Origin of the sequence: Streptomyces sp. NPDC002888, from assembly GCF_042888465.1 — a bacterium.
Taxonomy (GTDB): Bacteria; Actinomycetota; Actinomycetes; order Streptomycetales; family Streptomycetaceae; genus Streptomyces.
Window position 1 is genome coordinate 15,309 of record NZ_JBIAPU010000018.1, and the last position, 21,806, is coordinate 37,114.

At 69.1% G+C, this 21,806-nt stretch carries 18 protein-coding genes; 15 read left to right on the forward strand and 3 right to left on the reverse strand.

Going from position 1 to position 21,806, the window contains the following annotated elements:
- Positions 1-25: 25 nt before the first annotated feature.
- Entirely contained in the window at positions 26-235 is a 210-nt protein-coding gene (locus ACFYWX_RS27440) for a hypothetical protein (RefSeq protein ID WP_389426774.1), read from the forward strand.
- A 13-nt stretch (positions 236-248) separates the two neighbouring features.
- On the opposite strand, the gene ACFYWX_RS27445 is transcribed toward ACFYWX_RS27440, so the two are convergent.
- A complete protein-coding gene (locus ACFYWX_RS27445) occupies positions 249-1,100 on the reverse strand; it encodes a hypothetical protein (RefSeq protein ID WP_389426775.1) in 852 nt (283 codons plus the stop codon).
- Positions 1,101-1,171: 71 nt separating this feature from the next.
- On the opposite strand from ACFYWX_RS27445, the gene ACFYWX_RS27450 reads away from it, so the two are divergent.
- The 14 genes from ACFYWX_RS27450 (at position 1,172) to ACFYWX_RS27515 (ending at position 13,929) form a co-directional block, all read left to right on the forward strand.
- Complete coding sequence (locus ACFYWX_RS27450) at positions 1,172-1,891, forward strand: hypothetical protein (protein ID WP_389426776.1); 720 nt, start codon at positions 1,172-1,174, stop codon at positions 1,889-1,891.
- Positions 1,892-1,936: 45 nt separating this feature from the next.
- Entirely contained in the window at positions 1,937-3,133 is a 1,197-nt protein-coding gene (locus tag ACFYWX_RS27455; RefSeq protein WP_389426777.1) for a phage tail protein, read from the forward strand.
- Positions 3,130-4,419 carry a tape-measure protein gene (locus ACFYWX_RS27460; RefSeq protein ID WP_389426778.1) on the forward strand — a complete coding sequence of 430 codons (1,290 nt, stop codon included), beginning with the start codon at positions 3,130-3,132 and terminating at the stop codon, positions 4,417-4,419. The genes ACFYWX_RS27455 and ACFYWX_RS27460 overlap by 4 nt, the downstream gene beginning before the upstream one ends.
- A gap of 20 nt (positions 4,420-4,439) precedes the next feature.
- The gene (locus tag ACFYWX_RS27465) at positions 4,440-5,357 is read left to right on the forward strand and encodes a phage distal tail protein (RefSeq protein ID WP_389426779.1); all 918 of its coding nucleotides are present in this window, start codon (positions 4,440-4,442) and stop codon (positions 5,355-5,357) included.
- A gap of 4 nt (positions 5,358-5,361) precedes the next feature.
- Positions 5,362-6,435 carry a hypothetical protein gene (locus ACFYWX_RS27470; protein ID WP_389426780.1) on the forward strand — a complete coding sequence of 358 codons (1,074 nt, stop codon included), beginning with the start codon at positions 5,362-5,364 and terminating at the stop codon, positions 6,433-6,435.
- Positions 6,436-6,485: 50 nt separating this feature from the next.
- Complete coding sequence (locus ACFYWX_RS27475; protein ID WP_389426781.1) at positions 6,486-7,703, forward strand: hypothetical protein; 1,218 nt, start codon at positions 6,486-6,488, stop codon at positions 7,701-7,703.
- Between the two features lie 24 nt (positions 7,704-7,727).
- Positions 7,728-8,918 carry a hypothetical protein gene (locus tag ACFYWX_RS27480; RefSeq protein WP_389426782.1) on the forward strand — a complete coding sequence of 397 codons (1,191 nt, stop codon included), beginning with the start codon at positions 7,728-7,730 and terminating at the stop codon, positions 8,916-8,918.
- 28 nt (positions 8,919-8,946) lie between these two features.
- The gene (locus ACFYWX_RS27485) at positions 8,947-9,969 is read left to right on the forward strand and encodes a hypothetical protein (RefSeq protein WP_389426783.1); all 1,023 of its coding nucleotides are present in this window, start codon (positions 8,947-8,949) and stop codon (positions 9,967-9,969) included.
- Between the two features lie 30 nt (positions 9,970-9,999).
- On the forward strand, positions 10,000-11,103 hold the full coding sequence (locus ACFYWX_RS27490) for a hypothetical protein (RefSeq protein WP_389426784.1): 1,104 nt from the start codon (positions 10,000-10,002) through the stop codon (positions 11,101-11,103).
- Complete coding sequence (locus tag ACFYWX_RS27495) at positions 11,103-11,825, forward strand: hypothetical protein (RefSeq protein WP_389426785.1); 723 nt, start codon at positions 11,103-11,105, stop codon at positions 11,823-11,825. Before ACFYWX_RS27490 ends, ACFYWX_RS27495 begins: the two co-directional genes overlap by 1 nt.
- Positions 11,826-12,026: 201 nt before the next feature.
- Positions 12,027-12,431: an ATP-binding protein gene (locus tag ACFYWX_RS27500; protein WP_389426786.1), complete on the forward strand. Its 405-nt coding sequence runs from the start codon at positions 12,027-12,029 to the stop codon at positions 12,429-12,431.
- Positions 12,432-12,508: 77 nt separating this feature from the next.
- Complete coding sequence (locus ACFYWX_RS27505; protein WP_389426787.1) at positions 12,509-13,396, forward strand: peptidoglycan-binding protein; 888 nt, start codon at positions 12,509-12,511, stop codon at positions 13,394-13,396.
- Positions 13,397-13,411: 15 nt separating this feature from the next.
- Positions 13,412-13,666 carry a hypothetical protein gene (locus ACFYWX_RS27510; protein WP_389426788.1) on the forward strand — a complete coding sequence of 85 codons (255 nt, stop codon included), beginning with the start codon at positions 13,412-13,414 and terminating at the stop codon, positions 13,664-13,666.
- On the forward strand, positions 13,663-13,929 hold the full coding sequence (locus tag ACFYWX_RS27515; protein WP_389426789.1) for a hypothetical protein: 267 nt from the start codon (positions 13,663-13,665) through the stop codon (positions 13,927-13,929). Before ACFYWX_RS27510 ends, ACFYWX_RS27515 begins: the two co-directional genes overlap by 4 nt.
- A gap of 68 nt (positions 13,930-13,997) precedes the next feature.
- Here the strand turns inward: ACFYWX_RS27515 and ACFYWX_RS27520 are convergent, their stop codons facing one another.
- Entirely contained in the window at positions 13,998-17,897 is a 3,900-nt protein-coding gene (locus tag ACFYWX_RS27520; RefSeq protein WP_389426790.1) for a DNA-directed RNA polymerase subunit beta', read from the reverse strand.
- A gap of 94 nt (positions 17,898-17,991) precedes the next feature.
- Positions 17,992-21,477, reverse strand: a complete 3,486-nt coding sequence (gene rpoB / locus ACFYWX_RS27525; RefSeq protein WP_389426791.1) for a DNA-directed RNA polymerase subunit beta — start codon at positions 21,475-21,477, stop codon at positions 17,992-17,994.
- Positions 21,478-21,806: the final 329 nt, after the last annotated feature.

Consider the following 21,806-nt stretch of genomic DNA (forward strand, 5'->3'; position numbering starts at 1 on the left):
CGGACACAAGGGAAAGCAGGCCGACATGGCGACTGGCACGAGCAACCACCCGCAGCAGCCGATCGACACCTACACCCGCCTCGCCCATCTCCTGCGCACCCCCGCCGCCAGTCGCGAGGCCCTGATCGACCGGGTGTACGAAGAACTGCTGGACCGGGAGTCCCGCGCCTATGCCGCCGGCTGGTCCGACGCTCTGACCGAAGCCCGCAGGGCCGCACCCCGCGCCGGCTCGTAGCGGGCGGGAGCCGTCAGGAGGTCAGCAGGGTCACCAACTGGTAAGGAACCATGTAGAGCCCGATCAGCAGGACCGGCAGCCCGAATATCACGACCCCCAGCGCCCTGAGGACGAGGACCGGCGTCGGCATCAGCGCGACGGCCCGTGTCGGGCGCAGCGGGTCATAGGTGACCTCGATGCGCTGCGGGTCACCGTCGAGCCGCACGGCGGCATAGTCGGCCAGGATCTCGCGGGAGACACCTTCCTCGTCGGTGAACCGGAAGAACCGCTTCTTTCCATGGGCCCGGTCGAACATGGCCACCACGGTCACGCCCCGGCCCCGCAGTATCCAGCGGTCGCGCACCGCCCCGACCGCGGGGACGACGACCAGAAGGCCCGCGGCGAGCGGCATCACCCCCAGCCCCCACAACAGCGGCTGGGCGGCTTCCCCCGCCAGCGCCAGCACGACCAGGCCGGCGACGTAGACCGCGAGGAAGGCCAGCAATACGGCGCGAGCCCGTGGATCCGCACGCTTCGCCCCGGCGGCCGATCCCAGGGGCAGTACCTCGACCAGCTCCACACCGCCGAGCAGCGCCTCGCCCGGCAGTGCCTGGTTGACCGTGACGACGAGGCGGCCCGCCGCGGTGGCGTCACGGCCCTCGATCCCGAACACCGGGCCCGGTACGCCGTCGCTGCCCCGCACGACTATCTCGACCGTCCGCCGCGAGGCGCCCGTCACCCGTGCCTCCGCGATCGCCGCGACCGGTATCCGGCGGCGCACCCCGTCCCGCTCCAGCAGCACCGCTCTGCCCTGTAGCCAGATCCGGCCGTCGCTCCCGCGCAGTGTGAGCGACGGCAGAGCGGACGGCTCGGGCGAACGGGTCATGACTACCTCTCTCCGGCTGGCAACGGGCGGCGGTGGTCGCTGCCCAGATTCGCACACCCCAGGAGGAGCCCGTGTCCACACCGCCCGATCCGTCCGCCGACATCAAGGAACTCAAGAAGAAGCACGACGAGCAGCAGACGCAGCTCGACCAGCTGACCTCCAAGGTCGGCAGCAAGCTCACGGCCTCCGAGTTCGGAAAGCTGTGGGACCAGAAGAAGCAGCAGGCCGACGACCAGGCGAAGCTCGACAACAACAAGCTCTACGACGACTACGAGGGCTACCAGGCCACGGCACGCACGGGCCAGAAGTCCGAGCTGAACTGGGCCAAGGAGGAGATCAACGGCCTGAACGCCGCGGTCAACACCCTCGAGGCCTCGTGGAGCATCACGAAGCTCGAGCTCAAGCCGCTGTACACCTTCAAGATCAACGACAAGCTCAACGACCTCATCGGCAGGTTCCAGGACTGGGCCGGTCTGCCCAACCCCGAGCGGGAGGCCGAACAGCGGCTCGTGCGGATGGAGACCGGGATCGATGGTCTCAAGACCCGCGCCGGACGCCTGGATACCGCGGCGGGTCATCTTCAGAACCGGGCCAACGACGCGCACGTCCGGATCGGCAAGACCAACAAGCGGATCGACGAGCTTCAGCGCAAGGCTGCCCAGACGCGCCGCGACCTGCGTTCGAACGACGGCTCGGCCCGCTCCACGTCCCCCGGAAACCTCTCCGGCACGGAGGCGGACCTCCGGCGCCTTGAAAACCGCGTCCAGGCCCTGGTGCGCAGCCTCGGGTGAACGCCCGGCCCCATCTGATCGTCGACACCAGGGAGTCCCGTATCCATGTCCCTCAAGAGTGCTCTGCAGAACACATCGTCAACTCTCAGCAGGTTCAAGCAACAGGCCGAGGGAGCCGGTCGCGCCACCGACGCCCTCAAGAGCAAGGCGGGGGCCGGCGCCGGTGACCTCAAGCGCCTCCAGAGCGCCAGTCAGTCCGCCGAGAAGGAGCTGAAGGACCTCAAGACCGCCTCCGACCAGGCCGAGAAGTCCCTGTCCAAGGCCGGAAAGACCGGCGCAAGCGCCGGCAAGAACCTCGGCAAGTACGAGTCGGGGGCGAGCAAGGCGGCCAAGGGCCAGGACAAGATGAACAAGTCGATGAAGGGCAACTTCTTCGGCATGCTCATGAGCCTGCTGCAGCCCCTGATCGAGAAGGTCATCGACATGGCCACCCGGTCGAAGACCATGCAGAAGGTGCTGAAGACGGCCTTCGACGCCATCAAGTCGGTGATCAGCAAGGTCATGAAGGCCATCGGGCCGATCATGAAGAACGCCGCGAAGCTGATCAAGTCGGTCTGGAACGGCATCAAGAAGGCCGTCTCGGCCGTCGTCAAGGCCATCGCCACGGTCATCAAGACCTACGTCAACATCTGGAAGAAGGTCATCAGCACCGCGCTGAAGGCGATCAAGACGGTCGTCAGCAGCGTCTGGAAGGGCATCAAGTCCGTCGTCTCACCCGTCGTCAGCTGGATCAAGTCGGCGATCCCGAACGCCTTCCGGGCCGTCAAGGACAAGCTGTCCAGCATCTGGGGCGGTCTGAAGGGCATCGCGAGCCGGGCCTTCGACGGCATCAAGGGCGCGGTGAAGGGCCCGATCAACGCGGTCATCGGCATCATCAACTCCGCGATCGGCAGGCTCAACGGCATCAAGGTGTCGATCCCGGGCTGGGTGCCGAAGGTCGGCGGCAAGTCCTTCGGCGTCAGTCTGCCGAGGATCCCCGCGCTCGCCACCGGCGGTGTCGTCATGCCCCGCTCGGGCGGTGTCCCGGCGCTGCTCGCCGAGGCCGGTGAGGCGGAGGCCGTACTGCCGCTGAGCAAGCTGGACCGGCTGCTGAAGCGGGCCGCCGCCCAGGGACCGGCGTACGCCGGAGCATCCGGGGCGGCGGGCGGCGCGCTGCACATCGAGCACTACTACGCGGCCGAGACGAGCAGCCCGCAGCGGACCGCGGACGCCCTGATGTTCCTGGCGAAGGCACGCGGATGAGTGCCGCCACGACATCGGCCCGCGCACCCGTGGACCTGTTCGCCGGTGTGGCCTCCGCGGTGAGCTCCTTCCGGTCTCAGGTGCAGCAGGGCGACAACACCCTGCGCGCCCTCACGGACCGGGTCAGGAACGCCGCCACCGCCACCGACCGCCTGCGCTCCGCCACCTCCCCGGTCGCCACCCGTCTGCGCGCGCTCAGGACGAACACGGATGCCGCCGCCCGCTCCGTCACCAGGACCGGGCAGACCGCCACCGGCGCGGTGACCGGAGTGCGGTCCGCCGGCACCAACGCCCGAACCGGCACCAGGTCCCTGGGCAGGCTCAGGTCCGGACTCGGCGGCGTCCTGGCGGTCGTGGGCGGGCTCATCGGCGCCGCCGGAATCGTCGGCGGTCTCCTGAGCACCTTCGGCACCGCCATGGGAATCGGCTCCGGTGTGATGACGGCGATCAACATCCTCACCCGCGCCAACCCCATCGGCTTCGTCACCGGCCTCCTCCTCCCGGTCGCCGGCTGGCTGCTGGACCTCGCGATGAACTCCGAGGCCGGGCAACGGTTCATGGAACAGCTCAGCACGCTCGTACTGAAGTACGTCGAGCTCTACGTGACGATCATGGGCCCCCTGCTGAAAATGATCGGGACGGCGGTGAGCACGTACGTCACCGGCTACCTCGCCGTCATCCGCGGAGCGCTCACCGGCATCGCCGCCCTCATCACCACCGGCTTCGCCGTCCTCAGGGCACTCACCACCGGCGACACCCGCGCCCTCAGCGGCAAGGTGTCCGCGGTGTGGCGGGGGTTCAAGGACGCGGTCGGGCCGGCCCTGAAGTGGATCAGTCAGGACATCCCCCGGATGTTCACCCGGATCAAGGAGGCCCTCTCCGGGGCGATGCGCGGGCTCGGGCAGTTCGTGACGACCGGCGCGCAGACCGTCGCGGGTGTGATCAAGGGCCCGGTCAACGGCCTGATCGCGTTCGCCAACTGGATCGTCGACGGGCTCAACAGCCTCAGCTTCAGCCTGTTCGGCAAGAAGTTCGGCGTCGACCTGGACAAGATCCCGATGCTCGCCGAGGGCGGCGTCGCGATCCCCGGCGCCACCCGCCGGGCGGGCAAGGTACTGCCGCTCACCGCCCTGCACCGACAGCAGGCGCTCGCCCTGCGCAACCGCAACCGGCCCCAACCCCCGCACCGGATCACGAAGTTCCACGAGAGCCGGGGCGCCGGTGCCCACGGCACGGCGGAGGACCTGCTCTTCCTCGCGGCGGCCCACGCACGCACCCCAGCCTGAGAAGTGAGGTGACGGCCCCCATGGCCGAGACGACAACCGCATACACCGAAGACGTGGCCCCCGGCTCACTCATCACCCGCGACGGGCAGATGCAGTGGGCCGGACTTCTGTTGGGCCCCGGCACCCCCTACGAAATCGACCGCGGCGGACTGAGCGGCTGGGAGGACCTGCCCGAGTACGACGCCTCGGACGCCGACCGCCCCACCGCGCACGGCGCCTGGCCGGGCGCCCGCTACGCCCGGCCCCGCAAGATCGGCGGCACGGTGTGGACCGTGCCGTCGGAGGACAGCACCGAGTCCTCGCTCTCCGCGATGCGCGCCCTGCGCCAGGCCCTGCTGCTCGGCGACGCGGAGCGCTGGCTCGCGGTGCGGCTGCACGGCGAGACGCTCGCCGTGCGGGCCCGGGTCAGCCAGCGCGTCCTGGCCGCCGACCGGACGTACACCACACAGGGCGTGGCCAGGGCGTCCGTGCAGTGGTACGCCACCGACCCGCGCCGCTACTCGGTCACCGAGCAGAGCGCGGTCACCGGCGCCCCGCAGCCGGAGAGCGGTCTGACCTGGCCGCTGACCTGGCCGCTGTACTGGGGCCAGTCGGCCTCCACCGGGGACGTGATCGCCGCCAACTCCGGCTCAGCGCCCACGCACCCGGTGATCACGTTCACCGGCCCGTGCGCCAACCCGACGGTGACGGACCGCACTTCCGGCCGCCGGCTGCGCTACGAGATCACCCTCGCCGAAGGCGACGAGCTCGTCGTCGACACCGCCGCCGGCACGGTCACCCTCAACGGCACCGCCTCCCGCCGTGACACGGCCGCGGCGGACAGCAGTCCCGAGGAACTGTTCGCCTTCGAACCGGGCCGCGCCCAGCTGGCGTTCCGGCCCGACACCGACGAGACGGGCGCCCGGATGACGGTCCGCTGGCGCGAAGCGGAGTGGTGATCACATGACCGTACGAGCCGCCTGGCTCACCGAGACCGGCCAGACCCGGGAGGACACCCGCGTCACCCTGTCCGGTCTGCTCACCCCGAACGCCCTGGTCGCGGAGAACATCCCGCTCAAGGCGCGCGGCGGCATCGTCCCCGGTGGCTTCGCGCTCACCGGCACCACCGGCAGCATGACCTTCACCATCGGCACCGGCCGCGCCTTCGTCCAGGGCGGCCGGACCGGCCAGGGCGTCTACCCCGTGGCGGTGACCGAGCCGGAGACCCTGACCGTGCCCGACGGCGACTCCCTGTACAGCCGGATCGACCTCGTCGAACTCGTCGTACTGGACAGCGTCTACGACGGCACCCTGGACACGACCGCGCAGGTCCGCCTGGTCAAGGGCGATGCCTCGGCCACGCCCGTGGCGCCCACCAGCCCCAACGGCAGCGCCCTGCCGCTGTACCGGATCACGGTGCCCGCCAAGACGTCGGCCGGGTCGAACAGCCTGGTCTGGGACACCGCGGTCGTCAGCCTGCGCTACCCGACCGTGGCTCTCGGCGGCATCGTCCCCGCCGAGGGCTTCAGCGGCGCGTACGTGGGCCAGTACCGCGAGGACTCCGCCGGTCTGCTGCAGCGCTGGAACGGCACCGCCTGGCAGTACGCCGAGGGCCGTTCGACCGTGCTGCTCAGCGTCTCGCAGACGTCGGCGCAGTCCGTCACCACCGGCCCGTGGACGCAGATCACCCTGCAATCCACCGACGTGGACGACGCCACCGCCTGGTCCGGATCGAACACCTACACGGTGCCGAGGGCTGGCTGGTGGCGGGTGACCTGCGCGATCACCTGGTTCAACGAGGCCACGACCGGGTCGCGCGGCGCGCGCGTGTACGTCAACGGCTCCGGTGTCCCGCGCGGCACCTGGCTGGTCGGCGCGGGTCCGGGCGCGACCAGCGTGGGCGGCACCTGCCTGCTCAAGCTGGCGGCCGGCGACAAGCTCGCGCTGTACGGGCTGCAGAACTCCGGTTCCACGCTCACCACCCTCGGCGGCTCCGGCTACTCCACCAACCTCACGGCCGAGTGGCTCAGGTCCTGACCGCCCCCTCGCTTCCCCCGTACCTTCCGGAGATCACAGGAGACCAGCAGATGAACCTGCGCAGCTCATGGCTGGCCGAGACCGGCCAGACCCGCGAGGACACCCGCCTCACCCAGCTCGGCGCCACCACCCCGATCAACCCGCTGGAGGTCCGCTCCGGCATCCTCCCCGGCTCCTACGACGGCCTGTACCGCCTCTCCGGCTTCTGGATGGAGGGCGGCGCGGGCACCATGACGGGCAAGGTCCACGAGGGCCGGGCCGTCGTCCAGGCCGACAGCAACCAGGGCGCCTACCCCGTCACGCTCCCCGAACCGCTCTCCGTCACCTTCGTCGACGGCGAGGCCAACGACCGCATCGACCTCGTCGTCCTGAAGATCTCCGACAAGATCTACGACGGCTCCGCGCAGTCCACGGTCTCTCTGGAGATCATCAAGGGCGAGGCGAACGCCACCCCGGCCCCGCCGCCGCTCCCCGACATCGCGCTGCCGCTCTACCGGGTCCTCGTGCGGGCCGGGATCAGCGCCGGCAAGGGCGGCATCAACTGGAACAACGACGTGACGGACCTGCGCTCCACCACCGTCGCGATCGGCGGCATCCTCCCGGCGTACGGCGACACCGGCAGCGGCGCCTACCCGGGCCAGTACCGCGACTCCGGCGGCGCCCTCCAGCGCTGGGACGGCTCCGCCTGGGTCTCCTACCCGAGCGCCCTGGGCGGCATCGCCCCGGCCGGCGCGGTCACCACGGCCAGCTACACCGGGCAGTACCGCGACAGCTCCTCCGGCCAGCTCCAGCGCTGGAACGGCTCGACCTGGGTGTCGTACCAGCCGGTCGCCAACTGGACCGACTACACCCCGGTCTGGCGCTGCGAGAACGGCGCGGCGCCCGCCATCGGCAACGGCACGCTGGCCGGGTCGTACGTGAAGACCGGCAACGTCGTCCAGGTGCGGATCTATCTCAAGATCGGCTCGACGACCAACCTGAGCGCCCAGGACGCCAACGGCGACTGGACGTTCTCCCTGCCCCTCGCGCCGGTGTCCACCGCCTGGAAGCTCGACGGGCGGTTCATGACCGCGGAGGCGCACGACGTCTCGGGGCTCCTCACGTACCAGGGCGCCGGGCAGCTGTCGACGGCGAACGGCGGCATGGTCTGGCGGGTGCGTGACGCCCTCAAGACCAACGGAATCGTGTGGGACAAGGCGGCGCCCTTCACCTGGGCCCTCAACGACGTGCTGACCATCCACGGCACCTACGAGGCCGCCTCCTCCTGAGCGGCGCCCGCGGAAGGACCCGTCATGAACGCACGTTCCGCCTGGCTGTCCACGGACGGCCAGACCCGTGAGGACACCCGGGTCGCCGCCCTCGGTGCCCTCACCCCCACCTCGCCCATCGGCACCCGCTCCGGGATCCTGCCCGGCTCCTACAGCGGGGAGCACCGCGTCTCCGGCCTCTGGCTCGCCGGCGCCCAGGGCACGATGACCGCCACCGTCAGCTCCGGCCGGGCCGTCGTCCAGGCGACCGAGTCCCGCGGCGCCTACCCGGTGGCGGTCACCGACGGCGTCCCCCTCACCTTCGAGGACGGCGACGCCCTGTACGACCGCGTCGACCTCGTCGTGCTGCGGATCCACGACGACGCCTACGACGGCACCGACCGCACCGAGGCCGCCGTCGAGATCGTCAAGGGCAAGCCCGAGGCCACCCCGACCGCGCCCGCGGCACCCGGCCTGTCCCTGCCGCTGTTCAAGGTCGTCGTCCCGAAGGGCCGCAGCACCGGCACCGGCGGCATCGACTGGGGCACGGCGCTGACCGACCTGCGGACCACCACCGTCGCCGTCGGCGGCATCCTGCCGACCCGCGCCGACGACACCGCGATCGGCGCCTATCCGGGCCAGTACCGCGACACCGACAGCGCGCTCCAGCGCTGGAACGGCACGGCCTGGGTGCCGTACCCGAGGGACGTCGGCGGCATCGTCCCGGCCGGCGCGCTCGCCAACGGCGGATACGCGGGCCAGTACCGCGACTCCGCCGCCGGTCAGCTCCAGCGCTGGAACGGCTCGGCGTGGCTGCCGGCCGTGCCGGGGCCGGCGTTCGCCAACACCCTGGACGCTGGGTCGACGGCCTCGACCACGTACACCGCCACGCTCGCGGCGGCGTCGGCCACCCCGCTGACCGTCACCTTCACGGCTCCCCCGTCCGGCTCGGTGATCGTCGGCCTGGGCGCCCGCCTGCTCACCCGGGACAGCGAGACCGCGTCCGCGTACATGTCCCCGCAGGTCACCCAGGGCTCCACCGTCATCTGGGCGGCGGACGACGAGCGCTGCGCGACGAGCTCGGGGGACGTCGGCAAGACGGTGTCGACCCAGCTGCGCCTCAACGGCCTGACCGCCGGCACGACCTACACGGTCACCGCCCTGTACCGGTCGACCAGCTCCCAGGTCACGTGCTGGTTCGACGCCCGGTACCTGCGCGTCGACCCCATCGCCTGAACCCACACCAACCTGAAAGGAGTCGACCATGCCCGTACGTTCCGGCTGGCTCTCCCCCGACGGCCAGTCCCTGGAGGACACCCGGGTCGTCCCGCTCGGCACCCTCACCCCGACCTCGCCCGTCGCCACCCGCTCCGGCATCCTGCCGGGCTCCTCCGACGGCACGTCCCGCATCTCCGGGTTCACGGTGGCCGGCACCGCCAACACCATGACCGCCACGGTCAGTCCGGGCCGGGCCGTCATCCAGGGCCCGGACTCACGGGGCGCCTACCCGGTCGCGCTGACCGAGCCCCTGCCCCTCACCTTCGAGGACGGCGACGCCCTGTACGGCCGCATCGACCTGGTCGTCCTGCGCGTCTACGACGACCCCTACGACGGCGACGGCCGCACGGAGGCCGCCGTCGAGATCGTCAAGGGCAAGCACGAGGCCACCCCGACCGTCCCGGCCACGCCCGCCCTCGCCCTCCCCCTGTACGAGGTCGCGGTGCCGAAGGGAGCGAGCGCGGGCACCAACGGCATCCCCTGGGGCTCCGCGCTCACCGGCCGCCGCACCGCCACGGTCTCCGTCGGCGGCATCCTGCCCGTCACCACGGACACCGCGAACGGCGCCTACCCGGGCCAGTACCGCGACAACAACGGCGTCCTGCAGCGCTGGACCGGCACCGCGTGGGCCGACTACCAGACGCCGGTCGCGGTGGAGACGGCCACCACGGGCGTCACCGCGTCCGGCAACTGGTCGCTGACGGCGTTCAACGCCCGCCGCACCCGCGGCGTGGCCTCCTTCACCGTCACGCTGGCCCGCACCACCAGCAACCTCACCGCCACGGCCGCCGGCACCCAGAACCCGGGCAACGTCGCCGACGAGCTGATCTGCACCCTGCCCGCCGGCTGGCGGCCCGTCACCGAGACCTACGCGACCGCGAGCGACGGCTACGCCGACGGCTCCGTCCGGATCTCCACCGACGGCTCGGTCTACCTGGTCACCTGGTCGACGAGCGGTGTCATCCAGGTCGGCAACAGCCTGCGGTTCTCCACCTGCTTCGTGCTGTGACCGCCGCCTCACCCAGGAGCTGACCGCCGTATGACCACCAACACTCCCTACCGCGCGATCTTCTGCGATCTGCGCGAGGACACCACCATCGACATCCTGCCGCTGCGGGACGTCACCGTCGACGACTACATCGGCAAACCCGGATCCCTCTCCGGCACCATCCCCGTGCCCGACGCGGCGATGGCCGCCCGGGTCCGCCGCATCGAGGAGGGCCGCACCGCGGTCTACCTCCAGCGCGGCAACGACCTGTGGTGGGGCGGCATCGTCTGGACCAGCACCCTGCAGAGCGACGACCGGGGTGTGCTGACCCTCGGCATCCAGGCGGCCACCTTCGAGTCGTACGCGGGCCGCCGCCGCATCCGCGCGAACCTCTACTACAAGGACGCCGACCCGCTGGTCGTGGTCCGCGCGGTGTGGACCTACATGCAGACCCACCTGTCCGGCAGCAACATCGGCGTCAGCTACGGGGACGAGACCTCCAAGATGGTCCGCTCGGGCACCTGGCGCGACGGGGACGAGACGATCTACCTGGAGGCGATCGACGCGCTCGCCGCCATGGACCCCGGCTTCGAACACCACATCGCCGTCTACCGCGACCCGGCCACCGGCAAGCGGGTGCGCCGGCTGCGCCTGGGCAGCCCGACGATCGACACCGGGACCACCGACCTGGTCATGGACCGGCCGGGCAACATCCTGGCGTACTCCTTCCCGCGCGACGCCACCCGCGGCGGCACCACCGCCCGGGCACGCGGCGCCACGGACAACTCCAACCAGGCCGCCGAGTCCCGCCCGCTGTTCGCCGACGCCGACGAGGCCACGGCGCTGATCAACGCGGGCTATCCGCGCATCGACCTGTCCTCGGACCACAACGAGGTCTCCGACGTCGCCACCCTGAAATCCCTGGCCAAGGCCGAACTGGACGAGGCCACCGGGGCGGTGGTGATCCCCGAGATCACCGTCCGCCTCGACGACCTGGTGCCGCCCGCGCTGCTCGGCCGGACCGTCCGCATCCGGATCACCGACGAGTGGTTCACCGAGGGACTCAACAACCGCTACCGGATCATCGGCGTCAAGGTCAGCCCTTCGCAGCGCGGCCGCCCCGACACCGCCGAGCTCTACCTGGAGGAGGTCTGATGCCCCAGCTGCCCGAGGACATCATCGACCGGCTGACCGCGATGGAACGCCGGATCCAGCAGTTGTCCACCGCCGTCAACACCCGGCCCGCCCTCAACAGGGTCTCCAAGGGTGGCGTGGAGATCAGCGACGGCGGCTATCTCACCGTGTGGCCGCCGGAGGGCGGCCCGGCCGTGTTCGCGGTCGGCGCGTGGTCCGGCGAGGAGTACGGCCTGGCCGTGCGCCGCCAGACCGGCTCCATGGCCATGAGCCTGCACAACGGCGACGGCACCGCGACCTCGCAGCAGCCGCTGCGGATCTGGGACCGCAACGGCAAGGAGATCTTCGCCGACGACGTCGACACCGGCGGCCTGGCCCGCCCGTGGCTGTCGATGACCATGCCGACCGACACGGCCCTGGAGCGCTGGCCGCGCACCACGTCCGGGGACTGGTCGACCGTCGCCCGGTCCTGGAACCCGCTGTGGCAGCCGAGGATGCGGATGTACATCTCCACCTCGGTGACCTCCGGCGCCACCGGAGAGGTCCGGATCATGATCAACGACACCCAGTGGGGCGGCACCGTCACCGCCCCCGGGGCGCTCGACTACACCGGCTTCGTCGTCAGCAACTTCAACGCCTCCTTCGGCAACCTGCTGAAGTTCGAGATCCAGGCCCGGGTCACCAGCGCCTCCGGCACGGTCTACGCCCAGCCGCGGATGATGTACGGCCTCCAGACCACCTAGTGCCCCACCAGGCAACGTTCGCGCCCGGCACGCCCTCTCGCCGCACCGGGCACAAGCCCAAGTACATCCAGTACGAGGACGTGCACCCGGCACGCCGAGAGCACGCACCGGACGCCGCTCCTTGACGGGCAAACGTTGCCTGCCGGGGCACTAGCCACCCATTCCAGCACCAACAGCCGCTCCCGTAGCCGCGGAGGAACCATGGACATCGACCCCACCCAGCCCTGGGGCATCGCGATCGACTACGCCGGCCGCGCCACCCTCACCGAGGACGGCCACACGGTCTACATCAACGTCTCCGACACCAGCCTCAGCAGCATCATCACGCCCGACCCGCTCAGCGGCCGCTACCCGTCCGCCAGCGTCACCGCCCAGTTCACCGAGACCGGCACGAACGGCGCCGTGCTGCGCGGCTACGGACGGATCGGCGTCGAGCCAGTCGGCACGGACCCGGTCGCCCCCGACCAGACGGCCGTACCCCGCGCCGTCTCCGCCGCGGTGGCCGACTTCCAGGCCAACACGGCGGCGTACGTGGACCTGTGCGCCCAGTGGTCGCCGGCCGACGGCGGCTCGGACGAGGAGCCGGCCCCGGAAACCACCGCCTGACGCCCTCACCCCCACACAATCCGCACCCCGAGCCGCCCGACCGGCCGGGGTTTTCTCATGCCCGGGAGGCACCGCCCATGGCCAGACCCCTGTCCGCCGACGCCCTCGTGTCCGCTCTGCGGGCCGAGGGCGTCACCGTCGTCGAACACACCGGTTGGCGCACCAACAACCGTAATCACAAAGGAAGTTGGGGCCCTCTCAACGGCGTGATGATCCATCACACCGTGACCTCCGGGACCACCTCCAGCGTCAGCCTCTGCTTCAACGGCCACTCCGCCCTGCCCGGCCCGCTCTGCCACGGCGTGATCGCCAAGGACGGCACGGTCCACCTCGTCGGCAACGGCCGCGCCAACCACGCCGGCGTCGGCGATCCCGACGTCCTCGCCGCGGTCAGCGCCGAGCGCGCCAAGCTGCCCGCCCCGAACCAGTCCACCACGGACGGCAACGCCCACTTCTACGGCTTCGAGTGCGTCAACCTCGGCGACGGCAAGGACCCGTGGCCCGAGGCCCAGATCGACGCCATCACACGGGCCTCCGCCGCCCTGTGCCGCGCACACGGCTGGAGCGCCAACTCCGTGATCGGCCACAAGGAGTGGACCAGCGCCAAGATCGATCCACGCGGCTTCACCATGACCGACCTGCGCGCCCGTGTGGCCGCCCGCCTGGCCAAGAAGCCGACCGGCACTGGCACTGGCACTGGCACCACGGCCCCGCAGTACCAGCCGTTCCCCGGCGCCCAGTGGTTCAGGAAGAACCCCCGGTCCGCAATCGTCACCGCGATGGGCAAGCGCCTGGTCGCCGTCGGCTGCTCCGCCTACACCTCGGGCCCCGGCCCCCAGTGGACCGAGGCCGACCGCCGCGGCTACGCCAAGTGGCAGCGCAAGCTCGGCTACACCGGGGCCTCCGCCGACGGCTGGCCCGGCGCCAAGTCCTGGGCGGCGCTGAAGGTCCCGTACAGCTCCTGAAAGACGAGGTCCACCGTGTCAGAGGCCGCCAAGCGAACCCTCCGTACCGTTGTCCAGACCGCTGTCGGCCTGTGCGTCCTGCTGCCGGCGGTCGTCGACGCCGTCGGCGTCCCCGAGACCCTCCCCTGGGTGGCCGGCGCCCTGGCCGTCGCCGCGGGCGTGACCCGCGCCATGGCCCTGCCCGCCGTACAGGCCGCGCTTCCTTCGTGGTTGCGGACGAGCGCGCCGGCCGAAGAGCCCGAAGATCACCGAGAGGAGGACAAAGCGTGACCGACCCCTCCTCCGTCTCCGATCGAGCCGTCGTCGCCGTCGAGCTCGAACGCCTGCGGGGCACTGTCGAGGCCGGCTTCGCCCGGGCCGACGGGCAGCTCGCCCTGCTGGTGCAGCGCAGCGACCAGACCGACAAGCAACTCGCCGACCACGAGCAACGGCTGGACGCGCTGGAACGCACCCGCTGGCCCATCGCCAGCATCGGTGCCCTGGCCGCCATGGCGACGGCTGCCATCGCGGCCTGGGAACTGACCGGCCGCTGAACACGCCGAAGGGCGGCCACCCCCACGGGGGTGACCGCCCTTCAGTGCTTCAAGCGATCGCTCGCCGCTTACTGGTTGTACGGACCGTAGTCGTAGTCCTCCAGCGGAACGGCCTGGCCGGAGCCCGTGCCGAACGGCGAGTAGTCGATGTCGTCGTAGCCGACTGCCGAGTACATCGCGGCCTTCGCCTCCTCGGTCGGCTCGACCCGGATGTTGCGGTAGCGGGACAGACCCGTACCGGCCGGGATGAGCTTACCGATGATGACGTTCTCCTTGAGGCCGATCAGGGAGTCGGACTTGGCGTTGATCGCCGCGTCCGTGAGGACCCTGGTCGTCTCCTGGAAGGACGCCGCCGACAGCCAGGACTCCGTGGCCAGCGAGGCCTTGGTGATACCCATGAGCTGCGGACGACCGGAGGCCGGGTGACCGCCCTCCTGGACCACACGACGGTTCTCGGTCTCGAACTTCGAGCGCTCGACCAGCTCGCCGGGCAGCAGCTCGGCGTCGCCGGACTCGATGATCGTCACACGGCGCAGCATCTGCCGGATGATGATCTCGATGTGCTTGTCGTGGATCGACACACCCTGCGAGTTGTAGACCTTCTGGACCTCGCCGACCAGGTGGACCTGGACGGCACGCTGGCCCAGAATGCGCAGCACGTCGTGCGGGTTGGTGGCACCCACGGTGAGCTTCTGGCCCACCTCGACGTGCTCGCCCTCGCTGACCAGGAGTCGGGCACGCTTCGAGATCGGGAACGCCGTCTCGTCGCTGCCGTCGTCCGGGGTGACGACGATCTTCTTGGTCTTCTCGGTCTCCTCGATCCGCACGCGGCCGGAGGCCTCGGAGATCGGGGCGACACCCTTCGGGGTACGGGCCTCGAAGAGCTCGACGACACGCGGCAGACCCTGGGTGATGTCGTCACCGGCCACACCACCGGTGTGGAAGGTACGCATCGTCAGCTGGGTACCGGGCTCACCGATGGACTGGGCGGCGATGATGCCGACCGCCTCACCGATGTCCACCAGCTTGCCGGTGGCCAGCGAACGGCCGTAGCACATGGCGCAGGTGCCGACGTGGGACTCGCAGGTCAGGATCGAGCGGGTCTTGACCTCCTCGACACCGTGGTGCACGAGCTGGTCGATGAGCACGTCGCCCAGGTCCACGTTGGCCGGCGCGATCACCTTGCCGTCGATGACGACGTCCTGGGCGAGCATGCGGGCGTAGACGCTGGTCTCGACGTCCTCCGCCTTGCGCAGCGTGCCGTCGGCGTCGCGCGAGGCGATCCGCAGCTTCAGACCGCGCTCGGTGCCGCAGTCCTCCTCGCGGATGATGACGTCCTGCGACACGTCCACCAGACGACGGGTCAGGTAACCCGAGTCGGCGGTACGCAGGGCGGTGTCCGCCAGACCCTTACGGGCACCGTGCGTGGAGATGAAGTACTCCAGCACGGACAGGCCCTCACGGAACGAGGCCTTGATGGGACGCGGGATGGTCTCGTTCTTCGCGTTCGACACCAGACCACGCATACCGGCGATCTGACGCATCTGCATCATGTTTCCTCGGGCACCCGAGTCAACCATCATGAAGATGGGGTTCGTCTTCGGGAAGTTCGCGTTCATCGCCTCGGCGACCTCGTTGGTCGCCTTGGTCCAGATCGCGATGAGCTCCTGCGTGCGCTCTTCCTTGGTGATCAGACCGCGCTCGTACTGCTTCTGGACCTTCTCGTCCTGCGCCTCGTACCCGCGGACGATCTCCTTCTTCGCCTCGGGAACGACGACGTCGGAGATGGCCACGGTGACACCGGAACGGGTCGCCCAGTAGAAGCCGGACGCCTTCAGGTTGTCGAGCGTCGCCGCCACGATGACCTTGGGGTAACGCTCGGCCAGATCGTTGACGATCTCGGAGAGCTGCTTCTTGCCCACCGAGTAGTCGACGAACGGGTAGTCCTCGGGCAGCAGCTCGTTGAAGAGCGCACGGCCCAGGGTGGTGCGCAGGCGGAACGTGTCCCCCTGCTGCCACTCCGGCTCGCCCTCCTCCTGCGCCGGCGGCGTCCAGCTGCGCGGCGGGATGGTGCCCACCGGGAAGCGGATGTCGATCGCCGACTGCAGCGCGAGCTCACCGGCGTCGAACGCCATGATCGCCTCGGCCGTGGAACCGAAGGACCGGCCCTCGCCCTTGGTGTCGCGCAGCTCGCCGTCGGTGGTGAGGAAGAACAGACCGAGGACCATGTCCTGGGTCGGCATCGTCACCGGACGGCCGTCGGCGGGCTTGAGGATGTTGTTCGAGGACAGCATCAGGATGCGGGCCTCGGCCTGCGCCTCCGCGGACAGCGGAAGGTGCACGGCCATCTGGTCACCGTCGAAGTCCGCGTTGAACGCGGTGCAGACGAGCGGGTGGATCTGGATGGCCTTGCCCTCGACCAGCTGCGGCTCGAAGGCCTGGATGCCGAGGCGGTGCAGCGTGGGCGCACGGTTCAGCAGAACCGGGTGCTCCGCGATGACCTCTTCCAGCACGTCGTACACGACCGTGCGGCCGCGCTCGACCATGCGCTTGGCGCTCTTGATGTTCTGCGCGTGGTTCAGGTCGACCAGGCGCTTCATCACGAACGGCTTGAAGAGCTCCAGCGCCATCGCCTTCGGCAGACCGCACTGGTGCAGCTTCAGCTGCGGACCGACGACGATCACGGAACGCGCGGAGTAGTCCACACGCTTACCGAGCAGGTTCTGACGGAATCGACCCTGCTTGCCCTTCAGCATGTCGCTGAGGGACTTCAGCGGGCGGTTACCGGGACCGGTGACCGGGCGACCACGACGACCGTTGTCGAACAGCGCGTCGACGGCCTCCTGGAGCATGCGCTTCTCGTTGTTCACGATGATCTCGGGCGCACCGAGGTCGAGAAGGCGCTTCAGTCGGTTGTTCCGGTTGATCACACGGCGGTACAGGTCGTTCAGGTCGGAGGTCGCGAAGCGGCCACCGTCCAGCTGCACCATCGGGCGAAGGTCCGGCGGGATGACCGGCACGCAGTCGAGCACCATGCCCTTGGGGCTGTTGGAGGTCTGCAGGAAGGCAGACACGACCTTCAGCCGCTTCAGCGCACGGGTCTTCTTCTGGCCCTTGCCGGTACGGATGATCTCGCGGAGGCGCTCGGCCTCCTCGTCGAGGTCGAAGGACTCCAGACGCTTCTGCAGCGCCGCGGCACCCATCGAACCGTCGAAGTACGTGCCGAAGCGGTCACGCAGCTCGCGGTAGAGGAGCTCGTCGCCCTCGAGGTCCTGGACCTTGAGGTTCTTGAAGCGGGTCCACACCTCGTCGAGACGGTCGATCTCGCGCTGCGCACGGTCGCGCAGCTGCTTCATCTCGCGCTCGGCACCCTCACGCACCTTGCGGCGCACGTCGGCCTTGGCACCCTCGGCCTCGAGCTCGGCCAGGTCGGTCTCGAGCTTCTTGGCCCGGCCTTCGAGGTCGGAGTCGCGACGGTTCTCGATCTGCTGCCGCTCGACGGAGACGTGCGCCTCCAGGGAGGGCAGGTCGCGCGTACGGCGCTCCTCGTCGACGTACGTGATCATGTACGCCGCGAAGTAGATGACCTTCTCGAGGTCCTTGGGAGCCAGGTCGAGCAGGTAGCCCAGCCGGCTCGGGACGCCCTTGAAGTACCAGATGTGCGTGACGGGGGCGGCCAGCTCGATGTGGCCCATCCGCTCACGACGCACCTTGGCGCGAGTCACCTCGACGCCGCAGCGCTCACAGATGATGCCCTTGAACCGGACACGCTTGTACTTGCCGCAGTAGCACTCCCAGTCCCGGGTCGGACCGAAGATCTTCTCGCAGAAGAGTCCGTCCTTTTCGGGCTTGAGCGTGCGGTAGTTGATCGTCTCGGGCTTCTTGACCTCGCCGTGGCTCCACTGACGGATGTCGTCCGCGGTGGCCAGGCCGATCCGGAGCTCGTCGAAGAAGTTGACGTCGAGCACTATGCGTCAATCCCTCTCAGGGTTGTAAGTCATGGGGTCTGAAACGGGGGTCCCGGGGCCGGCCGGGCTCATGTCGAGCCCGGCCGAACTCCCGTCAGACCTCTTCGACGCTGCTCGGCTCACGCCGGGACAGGTCGATGCCAAGCTCCTCCGCTGCGCGGAAGACGTCCTCGTCGGTGTCGCGCATCTCGATGGACATGCCGTCCGAGGACAGCACCTCCACGTTGAGGCACAGGGACTGCATCTCCTTGATGAGCACCTTGAAGGACTCGGGGATGCCGGGCTCGGGGATGTTCTCGCCCTTGACGATGGCCTCGTAGACCTTCACGCGGCCGGTGACGTCGTCGGACTTGATGGTCAGCAGCTCCTGGAGGGCGTAAGCGGCGCCGTACGCCTCCAGCGCCCACACCTCCATCTCGCCGAACCGCTGGCCACCGAACTGGGCCTTACCACCCAGCGGCTGCTGGGTGATCATCGAGTACGGACCGGTCGAACGGGCGTGCAGCTTGTCGTCGACCAGGTGGTGGAGCTTGAGGATGTACATGTACCCGATGGAGATCGGGTCCGGGAACGGCTCACCGGAGCGGCCGTCGAACAGCCTCGCCTTGCCGGTCGGCTGCACCATGCGCTCGCCGTCGCGGTTCGGGATGGTGTGCTGGAGCAGACCGGCGAGCTCGTCCTCACGGGCACCGTCGAAGACCGGGGTCGCGACGTTGGTGCCGGGGGCGACGGAGTCGGCGCCGATGACCTGCAGACGCTGGGCCCAGTCTTCGGCGAGACCGGAGACGTCCCAGCCGCGGCTGGCGAGCCAGCCGAGGTGGATCTCCAGAACCTGTCCCGGGTTCATTCGGGACGGCACACCGAGCGGGTTGAGGATGATGTCGACCGGGGTACCGTCCTCCAGGAACGGCATGTCCTCGATCGGCAGGATCTTCGAAATGACACCCTTGTTGCCGTGTCGGCCGGCGAGCTTGTCACCGTCGGTGATCTTGCGCTTCTGCGCCACGTACACGCGCACCAGCTGGTTCACACCGGGGGGAAGCTCGTCGCCCTCCTCGCGGTCGAAGACACGCACACCGATGACCTTGCCGGTCTCGCCGTGCGGCACCTTCAGCGAGGTGTCACGGACCTCACGGGCCTTCTCGCCGAAGATCGCGCGCAGCAGGCGCTCCTCCGGCGTCAGCTCGGTCTCACCCTTGGGCGTGACCTTGCCGACGAGGATGTCACCGGCGATGACCTCGGCACCGATGCGGATGATGCCGCGCTCGTCGAGGTCGGCGAGGACCTCCTCGGAGACGTTCGGGATGTCCCGGGTGATCTCCTCGGGGCCGAGCTTGGTGTCACGGGCGTCGACCTCGTGCTCCTCGATGTGAATCGAGGAGAGGACGTCGTCCTGCACGAGGCGCTGCGACAGGATGATCGCGTCCTCGTAGTTGTGACCCTCCCACGGCATGAACGCCACGAGCAGGTTCTTGCCCAGCGCCATCTCGCCGTTCTGGGTGGCCGGACCGTCGGCGAGGACCTGGCCCTCGATGATCCGGTCGCCCTCGTTGACGATGACCTTCTGGTTGACCGAGGTGCCCTGGTTGGACCGGGAGAACTTGGCCAGGCGGTACGTGATGTACGTGCCGTCGTCGTTCGCGGTGGTGATGTAGTCCGCGGAGACCTCCTGGACCACACCCGCCTTCTCGGCCTTGACCACGTCGCCGGCGTCGACGGCGGAGCGGTACTCCATGCCGGTGCCGACGAGCGGGGACTCGGACTTGATGAGCGGCACGGCCTGACGCATCATGTTCGCGCCCATGAGGGCACGGTTGGCGTCGTCGTGCTCGAGGAACGGGATCATGGCGGTCGCGACCGACACCATCTGGCGCGGCGAGACGTCCATGTAGTCCACGTCGTCACCGGGAACGTAGTCGACCTCGCCGCCACGACGGCGGACCAGGACGCGGTTCTCGGTGAAGCGCAGGTCGTCGTCGAGCGTGGCGTTGGCCTGCGCGATGACGAAGCGGTCCTCTTCGTCGGCCGTCAGGTAGTCGACCTCGTCGGTGACGACACCGTCGGTGACCCGGCGGTACGGCGTCTCCACGAAACCGAACGCGTTGACGCGGCCGTAGGAGGCGAGCGAACCGATCAGACCGATGTTGGGGCCTTCGGGCGTCTCGATCGGGCACATGCGTCCGTAGTGGGACGGGTGCACGTCACGGACCTCGAAGCCGGCCCGCTCACGGGACAGACCACCCGGGCCAAGAGCCGACAGACGGCGCTTGTGGGTGAGACCCGACAGCGGGTTGTTCTGGTCCATGAACTGCGACAGCTGGCTGGTGCCGAAGAACTCCTTGATGGAGGCGACGACCGGCCGGATGTTGATCAGGGTCTGCGGCGTGATCGCCTCGACGTCCTGAGTCGTCATGCGCTCGCGGACGACACGCTCCATACGCGCCAGACCCGTACGGACCTGGTTCTGGATGAGCTCGCCGACGCTGCGCAGACGACGGTTGCCGAAGTGGTCGATGTCGTCGGTCTCGACGACGATCGTCTGACCGTTGTCGGCGGTCGTCTCGATCTCACCGGCGTGCAGCTTCACCAGGTACTTGATCGTCGAGATGACGTCCTCGACGGTCAGGACGCCCGCGTCGAGCGGAGCCTCCGCACCCAGCTTCTTGTTGACCTTGTAACGGCCGACCTTGGCGAGGTCGTAGCGCTTCGGGTTGAAGTAGAGGTTCTCGAGCAGCGTCTGCGCGGCCTCACGCGTGGGGGGCTCGCCCGGGCGCAGCTTGCGGTAGATGTCGAGCAGCGCGTCGTCCTGGCCCTGGGTGTGGTCCTTCTCCAGGGTGGCGCGCATCGACTCGTACTCGCCGAACTCCTCGAGGATCTGCTCGGTGGTCCAGCCGAGCGCCTTGAGCAGGACGGTGACGGACTGCTTGCGCTTGCGGTCGATGCGGACACCGACCATGTCGCGCTTGTCGATCTCCAGCTCCAGCCAGGCACCCCGGGAGGGGATGACCTTGGCGGAGAAGATGTCCTTGTCGGACGTCTTGTCGATGCTGGAGTCGAAGTAGACACCGGGCGAACGAACCAGCTGCGACACCACGACACGCTCGGTGCCGTTGATGACGAAGGTGCCCTTGTGCGTCATGAGCGGGAAGTCGCCCATGAAGACGGTCTGGGACTTGATCTCGCCCGTCTCGTTGTTGGTGAACTCGGCCGTGACGAAGAGCGGCGCGGCGTACGTGAAGTCGCGCTCCTTGCACTCGTCGATCGAGTTCTTCGGCGGCTCGAAACGGTGGTCACGGAAGGTCAGCGACATCGACCCGGAGAAGTCCTCGATCGGGGAGATCTCCTCGAAGATCTCCTCCAGACCGGACTTGGTGGGGACGTCCTGCCCGTTCTCCAGAGCCTCCTCGACCCGACTCTGCCAAGCGGTGTTGCCGAGCAGCCAGTCAAAGCTCTCGGTCTGCAGCGCGAGCAGGTTCGGAACCTCGAGAGGCTCCTTGATCTTTGCAAAGGAAATGCGCAGCGGGGCGGTGCTGGCGCCGTTGTTCGTATTCGCGGTCGAGGCGTTGCGCGAGGCGGCCAAGAGGGGGTCCTTCCGAGGGCTCGGACTCACTACGCGCGTACCGGCCCCTCTCCTGGGCACAGAGACAGGTCTTGCCGTATCTGGCCAAAGGGCCAGGTCAGGGAATTCCGGTCGTCGATGCTCAAGGGAGGGCATGCCCCTGGTGACGGGCAGGGGACAGCTAACAGGCAGCGCAAAGGGTCAGTGTAGCCACTTGGCACACTGATGTCCAGTGCGGGTTTTTCGAGACCCTCGTTGTTCTCAACGCCCTCGGTCTGCTTGCCCTCAACGCACGGTGATACTGCCCTCTTCGTCGTCGATCCATGCCTCGGAACGTGGATCGTTGTGAC

Excerpts from the sequence above, each read along its gene's own strand:
- ACFYWX_RS27470 (WP_389426780.1), top strand. The coding sequence starts at position 5,362 with ATGACCGTACGAGCCGCCTGGCTCACCGAGACCGGCCAGACCCGGGAG.
- ACFYWX_RS27505 (WP_389426787.1), top strand. The coding sequence starts at position 12,509 with ATGGCCAGACCCCTGTCCGCCGACGCCCTCGTGTCCGCTCTGCGGGCC.
- ACFYWX_RS27490 (WP_389426784.1), top strand. The coding sequence starts at position 10,000 with ATGACCACCAACACTCCCTACCGCGCGATCTTCTGCGATCTGCGCGAG.
- ACFYWX_RS27485 (WP_389426783.1), top strand. The coding sequence starts at position 8,947 with ATGCCCGTACGTTCCGGCTGGCTCTCCCCCGACGGCCAGTCCCTGGAG.
- ACFYWX_RS27440 (WP_389426774.1), top strand. The coding sequence starts at position 26 with ATGGCGACTGGCACGAGCAACCACCCGCAGCAGCCGATCGACACCTAC.
- ACFYWX_RS27480 (WP_389426782.1), top strand. The coding sequence starts at position 7,728 with ATGAACGCACGTTCCGCCTGGCTGTCCACGGACGGCCAGACCCGTGAG.
- ACFYWX_RS27465 (WP_389426779.1), top strand. The coding sequence starts at position 4,440 with ATGGCCGAGACGACAACCGCATACACCGAAGACGTGGCCCCCGGCTCA.
- ACFYWX_RS27455 (WP_389426777.1), top strand. The coding sequence starts at position 1,937 with ATGTCCCTCAAGAGTGCTCTGCAGAACACATCGTCAACTCTCAGCAGG.
- ACFYWX_RS27495 (WP_389426785.1), top strand. The coding sequence starts at position 11,103 with ATGCCCCAGCTGCCCGAGGACATCATCGACCGGCTGACCGCGATGGAA.
- ACFYWX_RS27460 (WP_389426778.1), top strand. The coding sequence starts at position 3,130 with ATGAGTGCCGCCACGACATCGGCCCGCGCACCCGTGGACCTGTTCGCC.
- ACFYWX_RS27500 (WP_389426786.1), top strand. The coding sequence starts at position 12,027 with ATGGACATCGACCCCACCCAGCCCTGGGGCATCGCGATCGACTACGCC.
- ACFYWX_RS27445 (WP_389426775.1), bottom strand. The coding sequence starts at position 1,100 with ATGACCCGTTCGCCCGAGCCGTCCGCTCTGCCGTCGCTCACACTGCGC.
- ACFYWX_RS27475 (WP_389426781.1), top strand. The coding sequence starts at position 6,486 with ATGAACCTGCGCAGCTCATGGCTGGCCGAGACCGGCCAGACCCGCGAG.